This is a genomic window from Micrococcus sp. TA1, assembly GCF_014199555.1.
GTDB lineage: Bacteria > Actinomycetota > Actinomycetes > Actinomycetales > Micrococcaceae > Citricoccus.
In genome coordinates, this window is record NZ_JACHNW010000001.1 from 912,349 (window position 1) to 930,175 (window position 17,827).

14 protein-coding genes are annotated in these 17,827 nt (G+C 71.7%); 11 read left to right on the forward strand and 3 right to left on the reverse strand.

Translation table 11 applies throughout. From position 1 onward, the window contains the following. The first annotated feature begins 1 nt into the window (after window position 1). Complete coding sequence (locus tag GGQ69_RS03805) at window positions 2–1,243, forward strand: glycosyltransferase (RefSeq protein ID WP_183524821.1); 1,242 nt, start codon at window positions 2–4, stop codon at window positions 1,241–1,243. Further along, a complete protein-coding gene (locus GGQ69_RS03810) occupies window positions 1,240–2,430 on the forward strand; it encodes a polysaccharide pyruvyl transferase family protein (RefSeq protein WP_183524822.1) in 1,191 nt (396 codons plus the stop codon). Before GGQ69_RS03805 ends, GGQ69_RS03810 begins: the two co-directional genes overlap by 4 nt. A 100-nt stretch (window positions 2,431–2,530) precedes the next feature. On the opposite strand, the gene wecB is transcribed toward GGQ69_RS03810, so the two are convergent. Beyond that, the gene (gene wecB / locus GGQ69_RS03815; protein ID WP_183524823.1) at window positions 2,531–3,691 is read right to left on the reverse strand and encodes a non-hydrolyzing UDP-N-acetylglucosamine 2-epimerase; all 1,161 of its coding nucleotides are present in this window, start codon (window positions 3,689–3,691) and stop codon (window positions 2,531–2,533) included. Window positions 3,692–3,963: 272 nt separating this feature from the next. Here wecB and GGQ69_RS03820 point away from each other — a divergent pair, with 272 nt between their 5' ends. From GGQ69_RS03820 to GGQ69_RS03830, 3 genes are all read left to right on the forward strand, one after another. Next, complete coding sequence (locus GGQ69_RS03820) at window positions 3,964–4,872, forward strand: ABC transporter permease (RefSeq protein ID WP_298045196.1); 909 nt, start codon at window positions 3,964–3,966, stop codon at window positions 4,870–4,872. Then, the gene (locus GGQ69_RS03825) at window positions 4,869–5,843 is read left to right on the forward strand and encodes an ABC transporter ATP-binding protein (protein WP_183524828.1); all 975 of its coding nucleotides are present in this window, start codon (window positions 4,869–4,871) and stop codon (window positions 5,841–5,843) included. Before GGQ69_RS03820 ends, GGQ69_RS03825 begins: the two co-directional genes overlap by 4 nt. Before the next feature lie 73 nt (window positions 5,844–5,916). Next, a complete protein-coding gene (locus tag GGQ69_RS03830; RefSeq protein WP_183524830.1) occupies window positions 5,917–9,741 on the forward strand; it encodes an AAA family ATPase in 3,825 nt (1,274 codons plus the stop codon). Here the strand turns inward: GGQ69_RS03830 and GGQ69_RS03835 are convergent. Next, a complete protein-coding gene (locus GGQ69_RS03835; RefSeq protein WP_183524833.1) occupies window positions 9,698–10,987 on the reverse strand; it encodes an MFS transporter in 1,290 nt (429 codons plus the stop codon). The genes GGQ69_RS03830 and GGQ69_RS03835 overlap by 44 nt on opposite strands. A 54-nt stretch (window positions 10,988–11,041) precedes the next feature. Here GGQ69_RS03835 and ftsY point away from each other — a divergent pair, with 54 nt between their 5' ends. The 3 genes from ftsY (at window position 11,042) to ffh (ending at window position 15,519) form a co-directional block, all read left to right on the forward strand. Then, window positions 11,042–12,262 (forward strand): signal recognition particle-docking protein FtsY, encoded by a 1,221-nt coding sequence (gene ftsY, locus GGQ69_RS03840; protein ID WP_183524836.1) that lies wholly within the window; start codon window positions 11,042–11,044, stop codon window positions 12,260–12,262. Between the two features lie 156 nt (window positions 12,263–12,418). Next, complete coding sequence (locus GGQ69_RS03845) at window positions 12,419–13,765, forward strand: ammonium transporter (protein ID WP_298045688.1); 1,347 nt, start codon at window positions 12,419–12,421, stop codon at window positions 13,763–13,765. Window positions 13,766–13,929: 164 nt separating this feature from the next. Beyond that, entirely contained in the window at window positions 13,930–15,519 is a 1,590-nt protein-coding gene (gene ffh / locus GGQ69_RS03850) for a signal recognition particle protein (RefSeq protein ID WP_183524840.1), read from the forward strand. 59 nt (window positions 15,520–15,578) lie between these two features. Here ffh and GGQ69_RS03855 read toward each other — a convergent pair whose 3' ends face one another. Next, entirely contained in the window at window positions 15,579–15,734 is a 156-nt protein-coding gene (locus GGQ69_RS03855) for a hypothetical protein (protein ID WP_183524843.1), read from the reverse strand. 276 nt (window positions 15,735–16,010) lie between these two features. Here GGQ69_RS03855 and GGQ69_RS03860 point away from each other — a divergent pair, with 276 nt between their 5' ends. The 3 genes from GGQ69_RS03860 (at window position 16,011) to GGQ69_RS03870 (ending at window position 17,814) form a co-directional block, all read left to right on the forward strand. Beyond that, window positions 16,011–16,961, forward strand: coding sequence for a VOC family protein (locus tag GGQ69_RS03860; RefSeq protein WP_183524846.1), 951 nt, complete (start codon window positions 16,011–16,013; stop codon window positions 16,959–16,961). Between the two features lie 164 nt (window positions 16,962–17,125). Next, on the forward strand, window positions 17,126–17,572 hold the full coding sequence (rpsP, locus tag GGQ69_RS03865) for a 30S ribosomal protein S16 (RefSeq protein WP_183524849.1): 447 nt from the start codon (window positions 17,126–17,128) through the stop codon (window positions 17,570–17,572). 2 nt (window positions 17,573–17,574) lie between these two features. Next, a complete protein-coding gene (locus tag GGQ69_RS03870; protein WP_029139284.1) occupies window positions 17,575–17,814 on the forward strand; it encodes an RNA-binding protein in 240 nt (79 codons plus the stop codon). The last annotated feature ends 13 nt before the right edge of the window (window positions 17,815–17,827 follow it).

Genomic DNA, 17,827 nt, shown 5'->3' on the forward strand with positions numbered 1-17,827 from the left:
CGTGGAGCTGCAGTTCAAGGGCATGGTGCCCGAGGAGGGCTCGCCGGTGCACGAGGCCGTCTCGGCCGCGCGCTACTACACCATCCGGGACAACGCCGAACCCTGGTTGTTCGGGTACGGACCCGTGGCCCGGATGAATCCCTACCAGGCCCTGTCCTACGCCTCGTTCGGCGACCACGGGCTGGCGGTCACCCCGGTGACCGATCCCTGGTCCTTCGGCACGCTCGCCCGGCTGCAGGGCCAGAGCCGTGGCGTCATCTACCACCTGCACTGGCTCGCGTTCGTCACCCAGGGCGCCACCAGCGCGAAGGACGCCGCCGTGAGGATCGACCGGTTCCTGGCCGAGGTGCACCGCTTCCGTGAGGCCGGCGGCCGGCTCGTGTGGACCGTGCACAACGTCGTCAACCACGACGCGGCCTTCCTCGAGGAGGAACTGCGCCTGCAGCAGGCCGTCGCCGACGTCGCGGACCTCATCCACGTCATGAGCGAGGACACCCCGCAACTGGTCCAGGAGGTCCTGTCCCTGCCCGCGGACCGGATCGTCTGCGTGCCGCACCCCTCCTACCTGGGCTCCTACGAGGACTACCTGCCGCGGGACCACGCCCGGATCATGCTCGGCATCGAGCCGGACGAGATGGTCTACGCCGTGGTCGGGGCGATCAAGGCCTACAAGGGGATCGAACGGCTGGTGGAGGCCTTCAACCTGCTCCTGGAGCGGTCCGCGCGGCCCCGCCGGCTCATCATCGCCGGCGGCGCGGGATCCGACCGGCAGACCCGTGCACTCGTGAGCCAGCTGCGGATGCATCCCTACGTCCTGGTCCAGGACCGCCGCGTCCCGGGAGACCACGTGCAGCGGTTGCTGCGCGCCGCCGACGTCATGGTCCTGCCGCACGAGCGGGCCCTGAACTCCGGGGGCGCCCTGCTCGGGCCGAGCTTCGACCTGCCACTGGTGGCCGCCCGGGTCGGCGTGCTGCCGTCGCTGCTCTCCGGCGAGTTCACCGAGTTCTTCGACGGCGGCTCCGCCCGGGACGTCGCCGACGCCCTGGAACGGGCCGAGCGGCTGACGACCACCGCTGCCCGGACCGCGGCCCGGGCCTTCGCCGAACGGCACCACTGGCGCGTGGTCTCCCCGCAGCTGGCCCTCGCCATCCGGGAGGGTCTGGGCCTGGACGCCGCACCGCCCGAGGCCGGAACCACCGCCACCGGGGCCGCGCGGGGTGCCGGCCCCGGCATCGCGGGATGAGGCGTCGCGGGGACCTCGTGGCCGCCTACCGGAACCGGCCGGCGGTCGGGCTGGTCGGCTTCTTCGGCTGGGGCAACTACGGCGATGAGCTGTTCCTGCAGCTCTGGCGACGTGTGCTCTCGCCCCACTTCGACGTATCGGTGGCGCACGACGTCCTGGTCCCGCCCTACCTGAGCCGGGACCCGGGCACCGTCGTGGACGCCTACGAGGCGATCGTCATCGGGGGCGGTGACCTGGTGCTGACCGATCGCGTCTCCGAGCTGTACTGGCGCCGGGAATGGCTGCGGAGGCCGGTGTACGTGTGCGGCGTCGGCGTGACCCTGCACGACCGGCTCCGGCGCCAGCCCGTCATCGACGAGATGGCGGAGTTCTTCGGCCATCCCAACGTGCAGTACATCAGCGCCCGGGACGAGGAATCGGCCGCGTGGATCCGTGCCCAGCTGCGGCCGCGCGTGCCGGTCGAGGTCCACCCGGACCTGGTGTTCGGCCTGCCGCTGCCCGAGCCGGACGCCGGCCTGCTGGGCACGGGGGGCCGGCCGACGCTGGGCATCAGCGTACGGCAGGGCAAGTTCGACCAGGACAATGACTATTCCGGGCTCGCACGGCTCGTCGAGGCGGCCCGGGACCACGGTTACGCCATCAGTGTCCTGGAACTGGGCAACGGCAGGCAGCGGCACCGGGACGCCCCGGCCATGGCCCAACTGCCGTTCACCCCGGACTCGGTGGTCTCGGGGCGGACCCCGGACGAGATCTCCGCGGCGATCGGCGCCCTGACGGCCTTCGCGACCATGAAGTTCCACGGCCTGCTGGTGGCCCTGCGCTACGGCATCCCCTCGCTGGCCCTGTCACCGAACACGAAGAATTCCGCCCTGCTGAACTCCATCGGCCGCCCGGACCTGATCGGGGACCTGGACGCCGGACTGGACCTGGCCCCCCGGCTGGGGGGCCTGGAGGCACCCCTGGACACGAGGGTGATCCGGGGCCTGGAGCGGGATGGCACGGCGGCACTGGACGCGCTGGTGCGCCAGATGCGGCTCCAGCTGAACCCGGGGTCCTGGTGGCCGCGCTCATGGTCGGAGGTGCTCCCCGCGCTGGACGAGGTGGTGCCCGCCGCGACCGGCCTGGCACGCCGCCGCATGCGCCTGGCGTGGATCGACCGGGAGAACGAGCGCGCCCGGAGGCGCTAGCGGCGCCGGACGGGAGCCGACGGGTGGTGTGCTGCCGCGGCGCGGCTGCACACCACCCGGCCGACGGGCCCCTGTCCCCGCCGCTGGCGGGTCCGTACGCTCAGACGCCGAACTCGTCGATGCGCTCTCCGACCCCGAGCAGCTGGGCGATGGCGGCCGCGGTCCGCTCGGCGGCCCGTCCGTCGCCGTAGGGGTTCACGGCCTGGGCCATGGTGTCGTACGCCGCGCGGTCGGTCAGCAGCTCGGAGACCTCCGAGACGATCCGCTCCTCGTCGGTGCCGATGAGCTTGACCGTTCCGGCCGTGACCGCCTCGGGGCGCTCGGTGTTCTCGCGCATGACCAGCACCGGCTTGCCCAGGGACGGGGCCTCCTCCTGGACTCCGCCCGAGTCGGTCAGCACGACCTCGGACACGTCCATGAGGTGGGTGAACTCGCCGTAGGCCAGGGGCTCGGTCACCAGGACGTTGTCCAGGCCCTCGAGCGCGGGGAGGACGGCCTCGCGCACCACGGGGTTGCGGTGGGCCGGCAGCACGATGGTCACGTCCTGGAACCGGGCCGCCAGCCGGGCCAGGGCGCGGCCCACCCCGCGCATCGCATCGCCCTGGTTCTCGCGCCGGTGCGTCGTGACCAGCAGCACGCGTCCCGTGCCGGAGGCCACCCGCTCCGCGAGAGCGCCCAGCTCGGGGTCGGTGAACGGGACCTTCTTCTCGACGGTGGTCAGCAGGGCGTCGATGACGGTGTTCCCCGTCACCACGACGTCCTCCTCGGTCACGGCCTCCCGCAGCAGGTTGGCCTTCGACGTGGAGGTCGGGGCCAGGTGCAGGGAGGCGATCTGGGAGGTGATCTTGCGGTTGGCCTCCTCCGGGAACGGGGAGAACAGGTTGCCGCTGCGCAGCCCGGCCTCGGCGTGCACCACGGGGACCCCCAGGTAGAACGCGGCGATCGCACCGGCGGTCGAGGTGGTGGTGTCACCCTGGACCACCACGGCGTCCGGCCGCTGTTCCTGGATGAGGCTGTCGAGACCGGACAGGGTGCGACCCATGATCCCGTTGAGGGTCTGGTTCGGGAGCATGATGTTCAGGTCGGCATCGGGGGTGATGCCGAACAGGTCGTTGACCTGGTCGAGCATCTCGCGGTGCTGGCCGGTCACGGTGGTGAAGCAGTCGAAGCGCTCGTCGGCGTTCAGCGCCCGGACGATGGGGGCCATCTTGATGGCCTCGGGGCGGGTGCCGTAGATCGGCATGATCTTCTTGCGCGTCATCGAATGCTTCCTCGCTGGGTGGTGCTCAGGATGGATACGGTCCGGTCCGATGCTACCGCCGCAACCGTGTACCGCGGGGTTGGACGGCGGCACGCCGTCCGGACGGCGCCGGGCCGGCAGTTCCCATCGGCCCGCCCTGGTCCCCGCCGGCGGTGTCCGGCCAGGTCCGCGGTGACCCGGGTCCACGGCCGTGACCGCCCTATACTGTTCGGCAGTGATGACCGTCCCCAGCCCCCGGCGGCGGCGTCCTGCTTCAGATGAACGGAGAGCACGTGCCGAAGAGCGCCGAACGGGCCGATGCGAAGGTGGCCGTCGCGGCAGGACCCGAACACGTGCAGGTGCGCATGTCAGGCCTGGAGCGAGTGGGGGCCCGGTTGCCCCTGCACCACTACCTCGCCCGGTTGTGGCGGTACCGGGACTTCATCGTCTTCGAGGCGCGCGCCTCCGTGGGCACCCGCAACCGGAACAACCTGCTCGGCAACGTCTGGCTGGTCCTCACCCCCCTGCTCAACGGGCTGACCTACTTCCTGGTCTTCGGCGTGCTCCTGCAGACCAGCCGGGGTGTGGAGAACTACCTGGGCTTCCTCGTCATCGGCGTGTTCATGTTCCAGTTCACCTCGCGGTGCGTGACCCAGGGCGCCAACAGCCTGGTGGCCAACCGGGCCGTGGTCAAGGCGTTCGACTTCCCGCGTGCCGCCATGCCCATCTCGGCGGTGGTCAAGGAACTGTTCGCCTTCCTGCCGGCGCTGGTGATGATGTTCCTGCTCATCCTGGTCCTCCCGGAACAGGAGGAGGTCACCTGGCGGTGGCTGCTGCTGGTGCCGATCCTCTTCCTGCAGGTCCTGATGGGCCTGGGCATCGGCCTGATCCTGGCCCGCTGGGTGTCCCGGGTGCGGGACGTGGCGCAGCTCATCACCTTCGCGATCCGGCTCTGGCTCTACGGCTCCGGAGTGTTCTACTCGGTGGAGCGGTTCGTGAGCGACCCGGACATCCTGGCGATCCTCGAGCTCAACCCCATGCACCAGGTCCTGACGATGACGCGCGAGTCGTTGCTGTACTCCACCACGCCGGGGTGGGACAACTGGCTGATCCTCGGAGGATGGGCGCTGGGACTGGCGGTCGTCGGCACCCTCGTGTTCTGGCGAGCCGACGAGAAGTACGGCAAGGAGGAGACCCGATGACCTCGGCCCCGAAGAAGCGCCTCGAGATGCCCGAGGCCGACGATGACGACGACGAGGACGACCTGCTCGACCCGTCCGGCGACCAGGACACCGCGGCGGCCGCCGAGCGCGCCGTGCCTCCGGCCGTCGACCGCGGCGAGAATCCGGCCCTGGTCCTGGACGGCATCTCGATGACCTTCAAGGTCTCGTCGACCAAGAAGGAACTGCAGGGCAGGCTGCCGTGGCACAAGCGGATCGTGTACGGGGCCGTGCGCCGGGAACCGCGGGTCTCGGTCTACGCCCTGGAGCAGTTCTCGCTCGTGGTGGGCACCGGGGAGTCCCTCGGGGTGGTGGGCCGCAACGGCTCGGGCAAGACCACCCTGAGCCGGATCATCGCCGGCAAGCTGACCCCGACCACCGGACAGGTGTGGGCCCGGAGCACCCCGCAGATGCTCGGGGTGTCCCCTGCCCTGGTGCCCAGCATCTCGGGGCGGCAGAACATCATCCTGGGGTGCCTGGCCATGGGCATGCCGCGGTCCGAGGTGATGGCCCGGTTGCCCGAGATCGAGGAGTCCGCCGGTCTCGGCGATGCCATCCACCTGCCGATGGAGACCTACTCGTCCGGGATGGGGGGGCGGTTGCGGTTCGCGATCGCCACCAGCAAGAACCCGGACATCCTGGTCCTGGACGAGGCGCTGAACACCGGTGACGCCCAGTTCCGAGACCGCTCCAAGGCGCGGATGGAGAAGCTGCGCGAGCAAGCCGGGGCCGTGGTCCTGGTCAGCCACAACGCCAAGCAGATCACGAGTTCCTGCACCCGGGTCCTCTGGCTGGACGCCGGCCGGGTCATCGCGGACGGCGAGACCGAGGAGACGATGTACCACTACCGCAAGTACAACTGGCTGCTGGCCAAGCAGCGCCTCGAGGAGGCCGAGGAGTTCATCATGGGCCTGCGCAGGGACTACCGACCCGTGGAGGTCGTCCGGGTCTGAGACGAGACCCGCACGTTTCCGCTGACCTGGCCGGTGATGCCGACCGGCCCCGTCCACGACCCGAACCGGACCCATGTACCTCAAGACCCTGACCGTCCGCGGCTTCAAGTCCTTCGCCTCGGCCACCACCTTCCACTTCGAACCGGGCGTGACCGCCGTGGTGGGCCCCAACGGCTCGGGCAAGTCGAACGTGGTGGACGCCCTGGCCTGGGTGATGGGGGAGCAGGGCGCGAAGAACCTGCGCGGCGGGAAGATGGAGGACGTCATCTTCGCCGGCACCTCGGGGCGGTCCCCGCTGGGCCGCGCCCAGGTCTCCCTGACCATCGACAACTCCGACGGCGCCCTGCCGATCGAGTACTCCGAGGTCACCATCTCGCGCACCCTGTTCCGCAACGGGGGCTCCGAGTACGCCATCAACGGCTCGTCCTGCCGCCTGCTGGACATCCAGGAACTGCTCTCCGACTCCGGCCTGGGCCGCGAGATGCACGTGATCGTCGGTCAGGGCCAGCTCGACCGGATCCTGCAGGCCAGCCCGGAGGAGCGGCGCGGCTTCATCGAGGAGGCCTCCGGTGTCCTCAAGCACCGGCGGCGCAAGGAACGCAGTGTCCGCAAGCTCGAGTCGATGCGCGGCAACCTCGACCGCGTCCGGGACCTGTCCGAGGAGGTCCGCCGCCAGCTCGGACCGCTGTCGAAGCAGGCCACGACCGCCCGGAAGGCCCAGCGCATCCAGTTCGACGTCCGGGACGCCCGCTCGCGGCTGCTGGCCGACGACGTGCACCGCCAGCAGGCCGAACTGGAACGACTGGGCGCCGGCGACCGGGACCTCGAGGAGGCGGTGTCCCAGGCCGAGGCCGAGGTGACCCTCGCCGAGGAGGCCGCCGCAGCCGTCGCCGCCCGCCAGGCCACGGCGGCCCAGGCCTCGACGGCCGCCCGCGAGCACTGGTACCAGCTCTCCACCCTGGCCGAGCGCTACCGTTCCCTGGCCGCAGTGGCCGCCGAGCGCGAACGGTCCCGCCGCACCCCGGCGCCGGCCCCCGCGGGCCCTGACCCGGACACGGCCGAGGACCTGGCCCGCCGCGCCGCCGTCGAGGCCAAGACCGCCGCCGCCGGGGTGGGCCAGGCGCGCCGGGAGCTGGAGGAGGCCAGCCGGGACCGCGACCAGGCCGAGCAGGAGGCCCGTCGCGCCTCCGACGCCTACACGCGGCTGGTGCAGGAGGCCGCCGACCGGCGCCGGGAGGCCGCCGTCGCCGCCGGCCGCGTCGAGGCCGCTCAGGCCACCGAACGGGCCCTGCGGGCACAGGCCGAGCGGGTCCGGACGCGGCTGGCCGAGACCGAGGCGGCGGCGGCCTCCCTGCGTGCCGAACTCACCGACCAGCAGGACCGGCTGGCCGGCTCGCTCGAGTCCGAGGAGGAACTGGACGCCGCCTACGAGCAGGCCTCCGGCACGGCCGACGAGCTCCGCGACCGCCTGCGCCGCCTCGAGGAGACCCTGGCCGCGGCGGAGTCCGCCCAGGGGGCGGCGATCGCCCGCCGGGACGCCCTGGTGGAGGCGCTCGAGCCCGAGGCGGGCGCAGCCGTGACGGCGCTCGCCGACCTCGCACCGGTCGCGCTCGCCGAGGTCCTGCACGTGGACGGAGGGTGGGAGGCGGCCGTCGCGGCGGCCCTGGGCGGACCGGCGGACCAGCTGGTCCTGCCCGGTCACGGTTCGGCCGCCGACGCCGTCGAGGCCGCGGGCCGGCTGGGCGAGGAGGGGGCCGGTGACGCGAGGTTGCTGTACTCGGGTGAGCCCCGCGGTCACCAGGACCCCGGGAGCACAGCACAGGCCCTGCCCGAGGGGCTCGTGGACGCCCTGGCCGTGGTGACCATGGACGCTCCGGGTGCCGGGACGGGACTGGCCGGCACCGTGCGCACCCTGCTCGCCGGCACGGCGCTGGTGGAGGACCTGGACGCCGCCGTGGCCTGGCTGGACTCCGGGCTCCTACCCGGCCGGCTGCACGGTGCCCCGCTGCGCCTGGCCACGCGGGACGGGCACGTGGTGGGACCCGGCTGGACCGACGCGCGCGGTTCCGGTGCCGGCAGCCGCCTGGAGCGCCAGGCCGCCGCGGACGAGGCCACCCGGGCCGCCGCGGAGGCGGGTCACGAGGTGGAGCGCCTGCGGTTCCGCCGGGCGGGCCTGGACCGGGAGGTCCGGGAGGCCGAGGCCGCCGAGCGGTCCGCGCTGGATGCCTTGAACGCCTCGGACGCCCGCTTCACGGCCGTCACCGAACAGCTGGCGCGGCTCAACGAGCAGCTGGCCGGTGCCCACGAGGGCGCCCGCCGCCAGCGTGCCGAGCTCGCCGGGCTGCAGGACCGGCTGGCGGAGGCGACGGCCGCCGTCGCCGCGGCCGAGGACCGGGCCCGGGTGACGGTCGCGGCCCAGGCCGGGGGCGTTGACGGGGACGTGGCCGAGGACACCGGGACCGACACCCGCGCCGACGGGTCAGCGGATCCGTCCCTGCCCGGCGTGGAGGTGACCGGGGCGCGCGAGCGGACGTCCGCCGAGCCCGACCCGGCCGCCCGGGACGCCGCGGAACACCGCGCCGGACAGTCCCGGCACCGTGAGACGGAGGCCCGGCTGGCCCTGCGTGCCGCCGAGACGCTCCACGCACAGGCATCGTCCCGGGCCGAGCAGGCCCGGCGGCAGGTCTCGGCCTCCACCCTGGCCCACCGCGAACGCGAACGGGCCGAACGGACCCGGCTGGCCTGGCTGACCCGCATCGCGGCGGTGTCCTCGGCGCTGTCCCAGGGCCTGGAGCGGCTGGAGGCGGCCGTCGCCCGTGCCGACCGGGACCGGACCGACCTCGACCGGCAGGGCGAGGACCTCGCCGCCGAGCGCCAGCGCCTCCAGCGGGCCGCGGAACAGCACCGCTCCGCCGTGGCCCGGGCCAAGGACCGCCTGCACGCGGCGCGGATGGACCGCCAGGAGCACCAGCTGCGCCTGGACCAGCTCATCGAGCGCGCCCGGGAGGACCTGGGGATGACGCCGGAGTTCCTCATCGAGCACTACGGGCCGCACGTGCCGGTCCCGCTGGCGCCGCCCGCCACCGCAGCCGGTGCGCGCGGGGCCGATCCCGGGACGGAGGCCACCGAGGACGGGCAGGACCCGGCCTCCGTGGCCCGGACGGAGCAGGCCCCCGGTGGGGGAGAGGCGGGGGAGACGACCGCGATGGTGGAAACCGTCCCGTACGACCGGGCGGAGCAGCAGAGGCGATTGCGCCGGGCCGAGCGGGAACTGGCGGCCCTCGGCCGGGTCAACCCGCTGGCCCTGGAGGAATTCGCGGCCGTGGAGGAACGCCACCGGTTCCTGACCGGTCAGCTGCAGGACCTCGACGCCAGCCGCCGGGACCTGCTGAAGATCATCCAGGACGTGGACGACACGGTGCTGCGCGTCTTCCGTTCGGCCTTCGAGGACACGGCCGCCCAGTTCCAGCACGTCTTCGGCACCCTGTTCCCGGGTGGCGAGGGACGGCTCTTCCTCACGGACCCGGAGAACCTGCTGGAGTCCGGCGTCGAGGTCGAGGCCCGGCCGGCCGGCAAGAAGGTCAAGCGGCTCTCCCTGCTCTCGGGCGGGGAGCGGTCCCTGGCCGCGGTGGCGATGCTGGTGGCCATCTTCAAGGCCCGCCCCAGCCCGTTCTACGTCATGGACGAGGTGGAGGCCGCCCTGGACGACACCAACCTCGGACGACTGCTGGAGATCTTCCGCGAGCTGCAGCAGGACAGCCAGCTGATCATCATCACCCACCAGAAGCGGACCATGGAGGTCGCCGACGCCCTCTACGGCGTCTCGATGCGGGGCGACGGCATGAGCACCGTGATCAGCCAGCGTCTGGACGCTGCCCGGACGTCTCCGGGGGACTGACCTTCGGCAGCGCGCCGGTGCGCGGTCCGCCCGGGGCGATGGGCAGGTTGGTCTCCGGGGCGAAGGCCCACGCGATCGCGCCCACCGCCAGGATGCCGCCGGTCAGGGCGAACGCCCAGCCGAAACCGGCCGCGTCCACGACCAGCCCGGCGATCAGCGGGCCCGAGATCGCCCCGAGGTCGGCCGCCATCTGGGCCGTGGACATCACCGGGCCGGCCTTGCGGTCCTGTCCGACGAGGTCGGCGATGGAGGCCTGCTGGGGTGCGTTGAGCAGGCCGGTGCCCGCCCCGGCGACGACGCACAGTGCCAGGAACAGCCACGGATCCTGCATCCAGCCGATGAAGGCGGTGCCGACGGCGGCCACGAGCAGTCCGATGATGATCAGGGGCTTGCGCCCGTGCACGTCTGAGAGCCGTGAGGAGAAGGTCACCGCCACGATGTTGCCGGCGGCGAACAGTGACAGTGCGGCGCCGGCGATCTGCGGGCCGTCCAGCCAGAATCCGGCTCCCGTGAACGCGGTGGCCGCCAGCAGGGGGGTCAGGGAGTTGCGGATGCCGAAGGTGGCCCAGCCGTTGGCGAAGAAGGACGTCAATGCGGCCCGGTAGGAGTGGTTCTCCCAGGCCTGGGCGACCTGCATCGTCGGCCGGGTGTCCGGCTTGCCGCGGTCCGCGAGGCGGGAGTCCCGCAACAGCACGAACACCAGCCCGGCGGCGATCACCAGGGAGGTGCCGTAGATCAGGAACGGCACCCGGTAGCCGAAGACGGCCAGCAGTGAGCCGACCACCGGCCCGGCGATGTTGCCGATGAGGAAGGCCGAGGCATACGCCCCGGACACCCGTCCGCGGATGGTGGGCGGTGACTTGCGGGCCAGGAAGGCCATCGCGGACACCGTGAACAGGGTCGAGCCGATCCCCCCGAGGGCCCGGAACACCAGCAGCTGCCAGTACTCCTGGGAGAAGGCGATGAGGAACATCGAGGCCGCCACGATGAGCACCCCGGTCATGTACATCGGGGTCTCGCCGAACCGGTTGGTGGCACGGCCGGAGAACGGGGCGAACAGCAGCCGGGTCAGCCCGAAGGCGGACACCACCGCGGACACCGCGGTCGCGGAGGCGTTGAAGGACTGGGCGTACTGGGGCAGCACCGGGGCGATGATGCCGAATCCGATGGCGATGATGAAGGCCGCGGCGATGAGGACCTTGATCTCCCGGGGGATGGGGAGCTGTTCCCCCTTCGCGCGTGCCATATCCACCATCCTCCCACGAGCACCCGGGACACCTCGCTGTGACAGACTGGAGCGGTGGACCCCATCATTCTGATCTCCGTTGCTGTCATCCTCATCGTGGGCATCAGCCTGCTGCTGTTCCTGGACCGGCGGCCGAGGCTGCCGGCGGGCACCTATCCCACCACCCGTGACCCCAATGACCCGGCCGGGGGCGGCTCGACGGCCGTCCTGGACCGGCCCGAGGCCGACCAGACCGTCGTCGGGGACGTGGCCGCGGCCGACTCCGGGCTGATCGACGAGGACCGCGTCGACGCCGGCACGGCCGTCGCCGAGCCCGAGGCCCCCGCCGCGCCGGAACTCGAGCGGCCCGCGCCCGCGGCCGGCCGCCTGGCGCGGCTCCGAGCCCGGCTGGCCAAGTCCAACAACATCTTCGGCAAGGGGCTGCTCGCCCTGCTGTCCACGGACAACATCACGGACGACGTCTGGGACGAGGTCGAGGAGACGCTGCTGCTGGCCGACCTCGGCACCGAGCCCACCATGGAGCTGGTGGACAGGCTGCGCGAGCGCGTCACCGTCGAGGGCTCCCGGGACCCGCAGCACGTCAAGGGCATGCTGCGGGAGGAACTGGTGCGGATGGTCGACCCGACCATGGACCGCCGCCTCGACGCCTCCCGCAAGGACGGCCGCCCGGCCGTGATGATGGTCGTCGGCGTCAACGGCGTCGGCAAGACCACCACCGTCGGCAAGATCGCCCGCGTGCTGGTGGCCGAGGACCGGCAGGTGGTGCTCGGCGCCGCCGACACCTTCCGCGCCGCGGCAGCCGAACAGCTGGCCACCTGGGGCGCCCGCGTCGGCGTGGACACCGTCCGGTCCGAGGAGGACGGGGCGGATCCCGCCTCGGTGGCCTTCGACGCCGTGAGGACCGGCATCGACCAGGAGGCCGACGTGGTCATCGTCGACACCGCGGGACGGTTGCAGAACAAGGCCAACCTGATGGACGAGCTGGGCAAGATCAAGCGCGTCATCGAGAAGCAGGCGACCGTGGACGAGGTCCTGCTCGTGCTGGACGCGACCACCGGCCAGAACGGGCTGAGCCAGGCCAAGGTGTTCGCCGAGGTCGTCGACGTCACCGGCATCGTGCTGACCAAGCTGGACGGCACCGCCAAGGGCGGCATCGTGGTGGCCATCCAGCGCCAGCTCGGCGTGCCGGTGAAGCTCATCGGCCTCGGCGAGGGCCCGGACGACCTCGCCCCGTTCCAGGCCGAGGGCTTCGTGGACGCACTCCTCGAGGACTGAGCCGAAACGAGCCGGTAACGCGATCCCCCGGTTCGTCACACACCCGAAACACCGCTGCGGGCACCGTGAAACACGGTGCCCGCACTCTTTAACCCAAGCCCGGTGATGCCACCCCCGGCCCCGGAACAGGTGAGAGAGGAACGTGCCGTGGAAGCGATAGAACTGACAGCCGGCCATGTCTGGACGATGGTGTGCGCCGGACTGGTCCTGCTGATGACTCCGGGACTGGCCTTCTTCTACGGCGGCCTGACGCGCGCCAAGGCCTCGCTGAACATGATGATGATGTCCTTCATCTCGATCGGGCTCGTCGCCGTGGTCTGGGTGCTGTGGGGCTACAACATGAGCGGGGGCGAGGGCATCGCCCAGATGTTCGGCAACCCCCTCACCGACGTCGGGCTCTACGGTGCCGTCGGCACCGAGGACCTGATCGGCATCGGCTTCGGCGCGACCTTCGCCATCATCACGGTGGCCCTGATCTCCGGGGCGATCGCCGACCGGGCCAAGTTCAGCACCTGGGTCGTCTTCGTTCCCGTCTGGGTCACCCTCGTGTACTGCCCCCTGGCCTTCATGGTGTGGGGCGGCGGGCTGCTGGGGGCTGAGGGTGCCATCGGCGGTGCGATCGGCGAGGCCGTCGACTTCGCCGGCGGCCTCGTGGTGCACATCTCCGCCGGCGTGGCCGCCCTGGTCCTGGCGCTGCTGCTGGGCAAGCGCCAGGGCTTCGGCACCGACCCCGGCCACCGCCCCCACAACATCCCCTTCGTGATGCTGGGCGCCGCCGTGCTGTGGTTCGGCTGGTTCGGCTTCAACGGCGGTGCCGCCTCCGACGCCGCCCAGGCGGGCCTCATCTGGGTCAACACCCTGGCGGCCCCCGCGGCGGCCATGCTCGGCTGGACCGTCACCGAGACCCTCCGCGGCCACCGGGCGACCTCGATCGGCACCGCCTCGGGCATCGTGGCCGGCCTGGTGGCCATCACCCCGGCCTGCGCCTACGTCGACCCGGTCGGCGCGGTGATCATCGGGCTGCTCGCCGGCGTGGCCTGTGCCCTGGCCGTGGGCCTGAAGTACAAGCTCGGCTTCGACGACTCCCTCGACGTCGTCGGCCTGCACCTGGTGGCCGGCATCCTCGGCACCGTGTTGATCGGGTTGCTGGGCCTGCCCATGGAGGACGGCCGGGCCGGGCTGTTCTACGGCGGCGATGCCTCGCTGCTGCTGGCACAGGTCGTGGCCGTGCTGGTCGCCGTCGTCTACGCCGGCGTGGTGACCCTCGTCATCGGCGCCCTGCTCAAGGCCGTCATGGGCTGGCGCGTCACCCCGGAGGACGAGGAGATGGGGATCGACCAGGCCCAGCACGCCGAGATCGCCTACGAGTTCGGCGGTGGCGGCATGGGTACCGCCTACGCGGCGAACTCCCCGGCCGAGGCCGCCGAGCCGGTCACCGCCCCGGCGCCGGGCGCCGTGCCGCCCGCGGCACGGGAAAGGGTTGATACCCTTGGAAACCGGTAGTTTCCGCCCACGGCGGTCACGGCCGCGCTGAGGCACCCGCTCACGGGGCGGGCCGCACGTCGCGGCCCGCCCCGCCGTCGTCGCCGGGAGCCGCCGCCCGCAGCATGATTCCCAGCGCGGGTCCTCCCGGGCCCGCACCGCACACCGAAGGAAAGTGCCCCGCCGTGTTCAACTCCCTGTCCGACCGCCTGGCCGCCACCTTCAAGAACCTGAAGGGCAAGGGGCGACTGTCCGAGGCGGACATCGACGCCACGGCCCGCGAGATCCGGCGGGCCCTGCTGGACGCAGACGTCGCCGTCCCGGTGGTGCGGGAATTCATCGGCCACATCAAGGAGCGCTCCCTCGGCGAGGAGGTCAGCCAGGCCCTGAACCCGGGCCAGCAGGTCGTCAAGATCGTCAACGACGAGCTGGTGAACATCCTCGGCGGCGAGACCCGCCGGCTGCACCTGGCCAAGAACCCGCCGACCGTCATCATGCTGGTGGGCCTGCAGGGCGCGGGCAAGACCACGCTGGCCGGCAAGCTCTCCCGGCACCTCAAGGGGCAGGGGCACACCCCGATGCTGGTCGCCGCCGACCTGCAGCGGCCCAACGCCGTGCGCCAGCTGCAGATCAACGGTGAGCGCGCCGGTGTCCCCGTCTTCGCCCCGCACCCCGGCGTCTCCAGTGAGTTCGAGGACGCCACGGGCGATCCGGTGCAGGTGGCCCGCGACGGCGTGGCCGAGGCCCGGGCCCGCTACAACGACATCGTGATCATCGACACGGCCGGCCGACTCGGCGTGGACCAGGAACTGATGCGCCAGGCCGCGGACATCCGTGCCGCCGTCCAGCCGGACGAGGTCCTGTTCGTCCTCGACGCCATGATCGGCCAGGACGCGGTGGCCACCGCACAGGCCTTCAACGAGGGCGTCGGCTTCACGGGCGTGGTGCTGTCCAAGCTCGACGGCGACGCGCGCGGCGGTGCCGCGCTCTCGGTGCGCTCGGTGACGGGCAAGCCGGTCATGTTCGCGTCCACGGGTGAGAACCTGGACGACTTCGAGGTGTTCCACCCGGACCGGATGGCCTCGCGCATCCTGGACATGGGCGACGTGATGAGCCTGATCGAGCAGGCCGAGCGCAGCTGGGACAAGGCCGAGGCCGAGAAGATGGCCCGGAAGTTCGTCGACCAGGAGGACTTCACCCTCGACGACTTCCTGGACCAGATGCAGCAGATCAAGAAGATGGGCTCGATGAAGAAGCTCCTGATGATGATGCCCGGGGCCCAGGGCATGCGTCAGCAGCTGGAGCAGTTCGACGACCGCCAGGTCGACCGGATCGAGGCCATCATCCGCTCGATGACCCCGCACGAGCGGGTGGCCCCCAAGATCATCAACGGTTCACGCCGGGCCCGCATCGCCCGGGGATCCGGGGTCCAGGTCTCAGAGGTCAACGGCCTGCTGGAGCGTTTCGGCCAGGCCCAGAAGATGATGAAGAAGATGGCCGCCGGCGGGGGCATGCCCGGGATGCCGGGAATGCCCGGTGGTGCCGGTGGCGCGCGCAAGGGGAAGGGCAAGGGCAAGAAAGCCAAGCCCCGTTCGGGCAACCCGGCCAAGGCCGCCCAGGAGATGCGCGAGCTGGAGGAGCGCCGGAAGCGCTCGGCCCCGCAGGTGCCGGGGTCGGCCTTCGGCCAGGGTGCCGACGGCGCGGGATTCGACCCGTCGTCGCTGAACCTGCCCAAGGGGTTCGAGAAGTACCTCGGCGGTGGCCCCGGGCAGTGACCCGGTGGCCCGGTCCGGGCGGGCCGGGCCGATGGGCCGGTTCCGGTGCGGACGGACGGTCAGCGCACGCCCTGGGCGCGGGTTGCCGGTTCCTGGTGGGGGTGCTGCCGCATGTACTCGTCGAGCACGTACACGATGGGCACCTCATGGGCCGCGGCGATGGACCGCAGGTCGATGACGGTGGCGTGGATGGGGATAGGCGGTAGGCCGCTCACGATGGTCCTCCTGGGGATAGGGGTGTCAGTGCCTCGGTGATGAGGCCTGCATCGCAGATGGCGGGATCCGGCGGACCGGTCTCGCCACCATTGAAGCCCGAGAACGCGGAGTTGGCCAGCAACAATGCGGCAACGGTGGGATCGCGGGGAGAGGGTCGTCACACCCGGGTCACGACGGAATAGTTGAAGCATCAACTGCGTTGTGAGGGGGGATGGCGCGGTTCCCGAGAGGGCCGGCGCCGGACCCCCGCAGCCGAGCAGATCCAGGAGCCCAGCATGTCCCTCACCGTTGACCCCGCGACCGCCTCACGGAACCACCGGCCCATCAGCGGCCGGCCCGTGGACGAGTTGCTGCCGTCCGGCCTGGCCATGGGCATGGTCACCCTGAGGACGGACGACGTCCCGCGGCTGCGTTCCTACTACGAGCAGGCCCTGGGCCTGGTGCCGGTGGCCGAGGACGGCCCCAACGTGGTCCTGGGCCGGGCCGGCGTCCCCCTGGTCGGCATCGAGGAGGCGCGGGGCCTGAAGCTTCCGGCCGAGGGTGAGGCCGGGCTGTACCACGTGGCCATCCTCTTCGAGCAGGCCGCCGACCTGGCCGCGACCGTGTACTCCGCCCTGCGCCACGACCCGACGAGGTTCGTGGGCAGCTCGGACCACTACGTCTCCGAGGCCTTCTACTTCCAGGACCCGGACAACAACGGCATCGAGCTCTACATCGACCGCCCGCGCGAGTCCTGGACCTGGCGCGCCGACGGCCAGGTGGAGATGGCGACCGTCTACCTGCCGTGGGACGGCTTCCTCGACACCCACCTCACGGAGGACGCCGTGGCGGGCCTGCGCACCACGCCGGCCTCGGTCGGTCACGTCCACCTGCAGGTCGGCGACGTGCACCAGGCCGAGGACTTCTACGTCGACGAGCTGGGCTTCGAGAGGACGACGACGCTGGGTTCGATGGCGCTGTTCGTCTCCGCCGGCGGGTACCACCACCACATGGCCATGAACACCTGGAATTCCACCGGCGTCGGGCCGCGCCGCAACACCCTGGGCCTGGGCAGCGTGGAGCTGACCCTGCCGCGGGGTGACGGCCTGGAGGCCGCCGAGGACCGGCTGAGGACCGCCGGGCGCGCCACGCGGCGCACCGACCGGGGCCTGGAGGTCCGCGACCCGTGGAACACCCTGCTGGTGCTCTCCGAGTCCGGCTCCGCGGACGCGCCCTCGTCCGAATAGGAGAATCCGCCGCGAATCTGGCAGAATGTACGGGTACTGAACCGCCGTCCGGGCGACCCTCTATCCACCGGACGGTCGTTCTGTCAGCAGGGCAGGGACCCGTGCCAACCCCACGGCCGGCTTCCGCGCTGCGCCCAGACTAAGAACCAGGAGCTACCACACCCGTGGCCGTTAAGATCCGTTTGAAGCGCTTCGGCAAGATGCGCGCACCGTTCTACCGTATCGTCGTCGCCGACTCCCGCACCCGCCGGGACGGCCGGGCGATCGAGGAGATCGGCAAGTACCACCCCACCGAGGAGCCCTCGTTCATCGAGGTCAACTCCGAGCGCGCCCAGTACTGGCTCTCCGTGGGCGCCCAGCCCACCGAGCAGGTCATGGCGCTGCTGAAGATCACCGGTGACTGGCAGAAGTTCAAGGGTCTGCCGGGCGCCGAGGGCACCCTGAAATCCCCCAAGGCCAAGGAGCCCTTCGTGGCCCCGCAGAAGGGCTCGGTCATCATCCCCGAGGCCATCACGCCCAAGAAGGACGCCGCTGAGGCCCCGGCCGAGGAGTCCGCCGAGGCTCCGGCCGAGGAGACCACCGAGGCCCCGGCCGAAGAGAAGTCTGAGTGACCATGCTGCAGGAGGCGCTGGAACACCTGGTCCGGGGAATCGTGGATTCGCCCGATGACGTCCAGGTGGACCTGCGCACCAACCGGCGCGGCGAGGTCCTCGAGGTCCGCGTGGACCCCGCGGACCTCGGCCGCGTCATCGGCCGCCAGGGCCGTACCGCCACCGCACTGCGCACCGTCCTGGACGGCCTGGCCGGCCACCCGGTCCGCGTGGACGTGGTGGACACGGACCGCCGCCGGTAGCCACCGGTCGGTC

Bases quoted from the DNA above. Each gene is read 5' to 3' on its own strand.
- GGQ69_RS03810 (WP_183524822.1), top strand. From the start codon at position 1,240: ATGAGGCGTCGCGGGGACCTCGTGGCCGCCTACCGGAACCGGCCGGCG.
- wecB (WP_183524823.1), bottom strand. From the start codon at position 3,691: ATGACGCGCAAGAAGATCATGCCGATCTACGGCACCCGCCCCGAGGCC.
- GGQ69_RS03825 (WP_183524828.1), top strand. From the start codon at position 4,869: ATGACCTCGGCCCCGAAGAAGCGCCTCGAGATGCCCGAGGCCGACGAT.
- GGQ69_RS03830 (WP_183524830.1), top strand. From the start codon at position 5,917: ATGTACCTCAAGACCCTGACCGTCCGCGGCTTCAAGTCCTTCGCCTCG.
- GGQ69_RS03835 (WP_183524833.1), bottom strand. From the start codon at position 10,987: ATGGCACGCGCGAAGGGGGAACAGCTCCCCATCCCCCGGGAGATCAAG.
- GGQ69_RS03860 (WP_183524846.1), top strand. From the start codon at position 16,011: ATGTCCCTCACCGTTGACCCCGCGACCGCCTCACGGAACCACCGGCCC.
- GGQ69_RS03870 (WP_029139284.1), top strand. From the start codon at position 17,575: ATGCTGCAGGAGGCGCTGGAACACCTGGTCCGGGGAATCGTGGATTCG.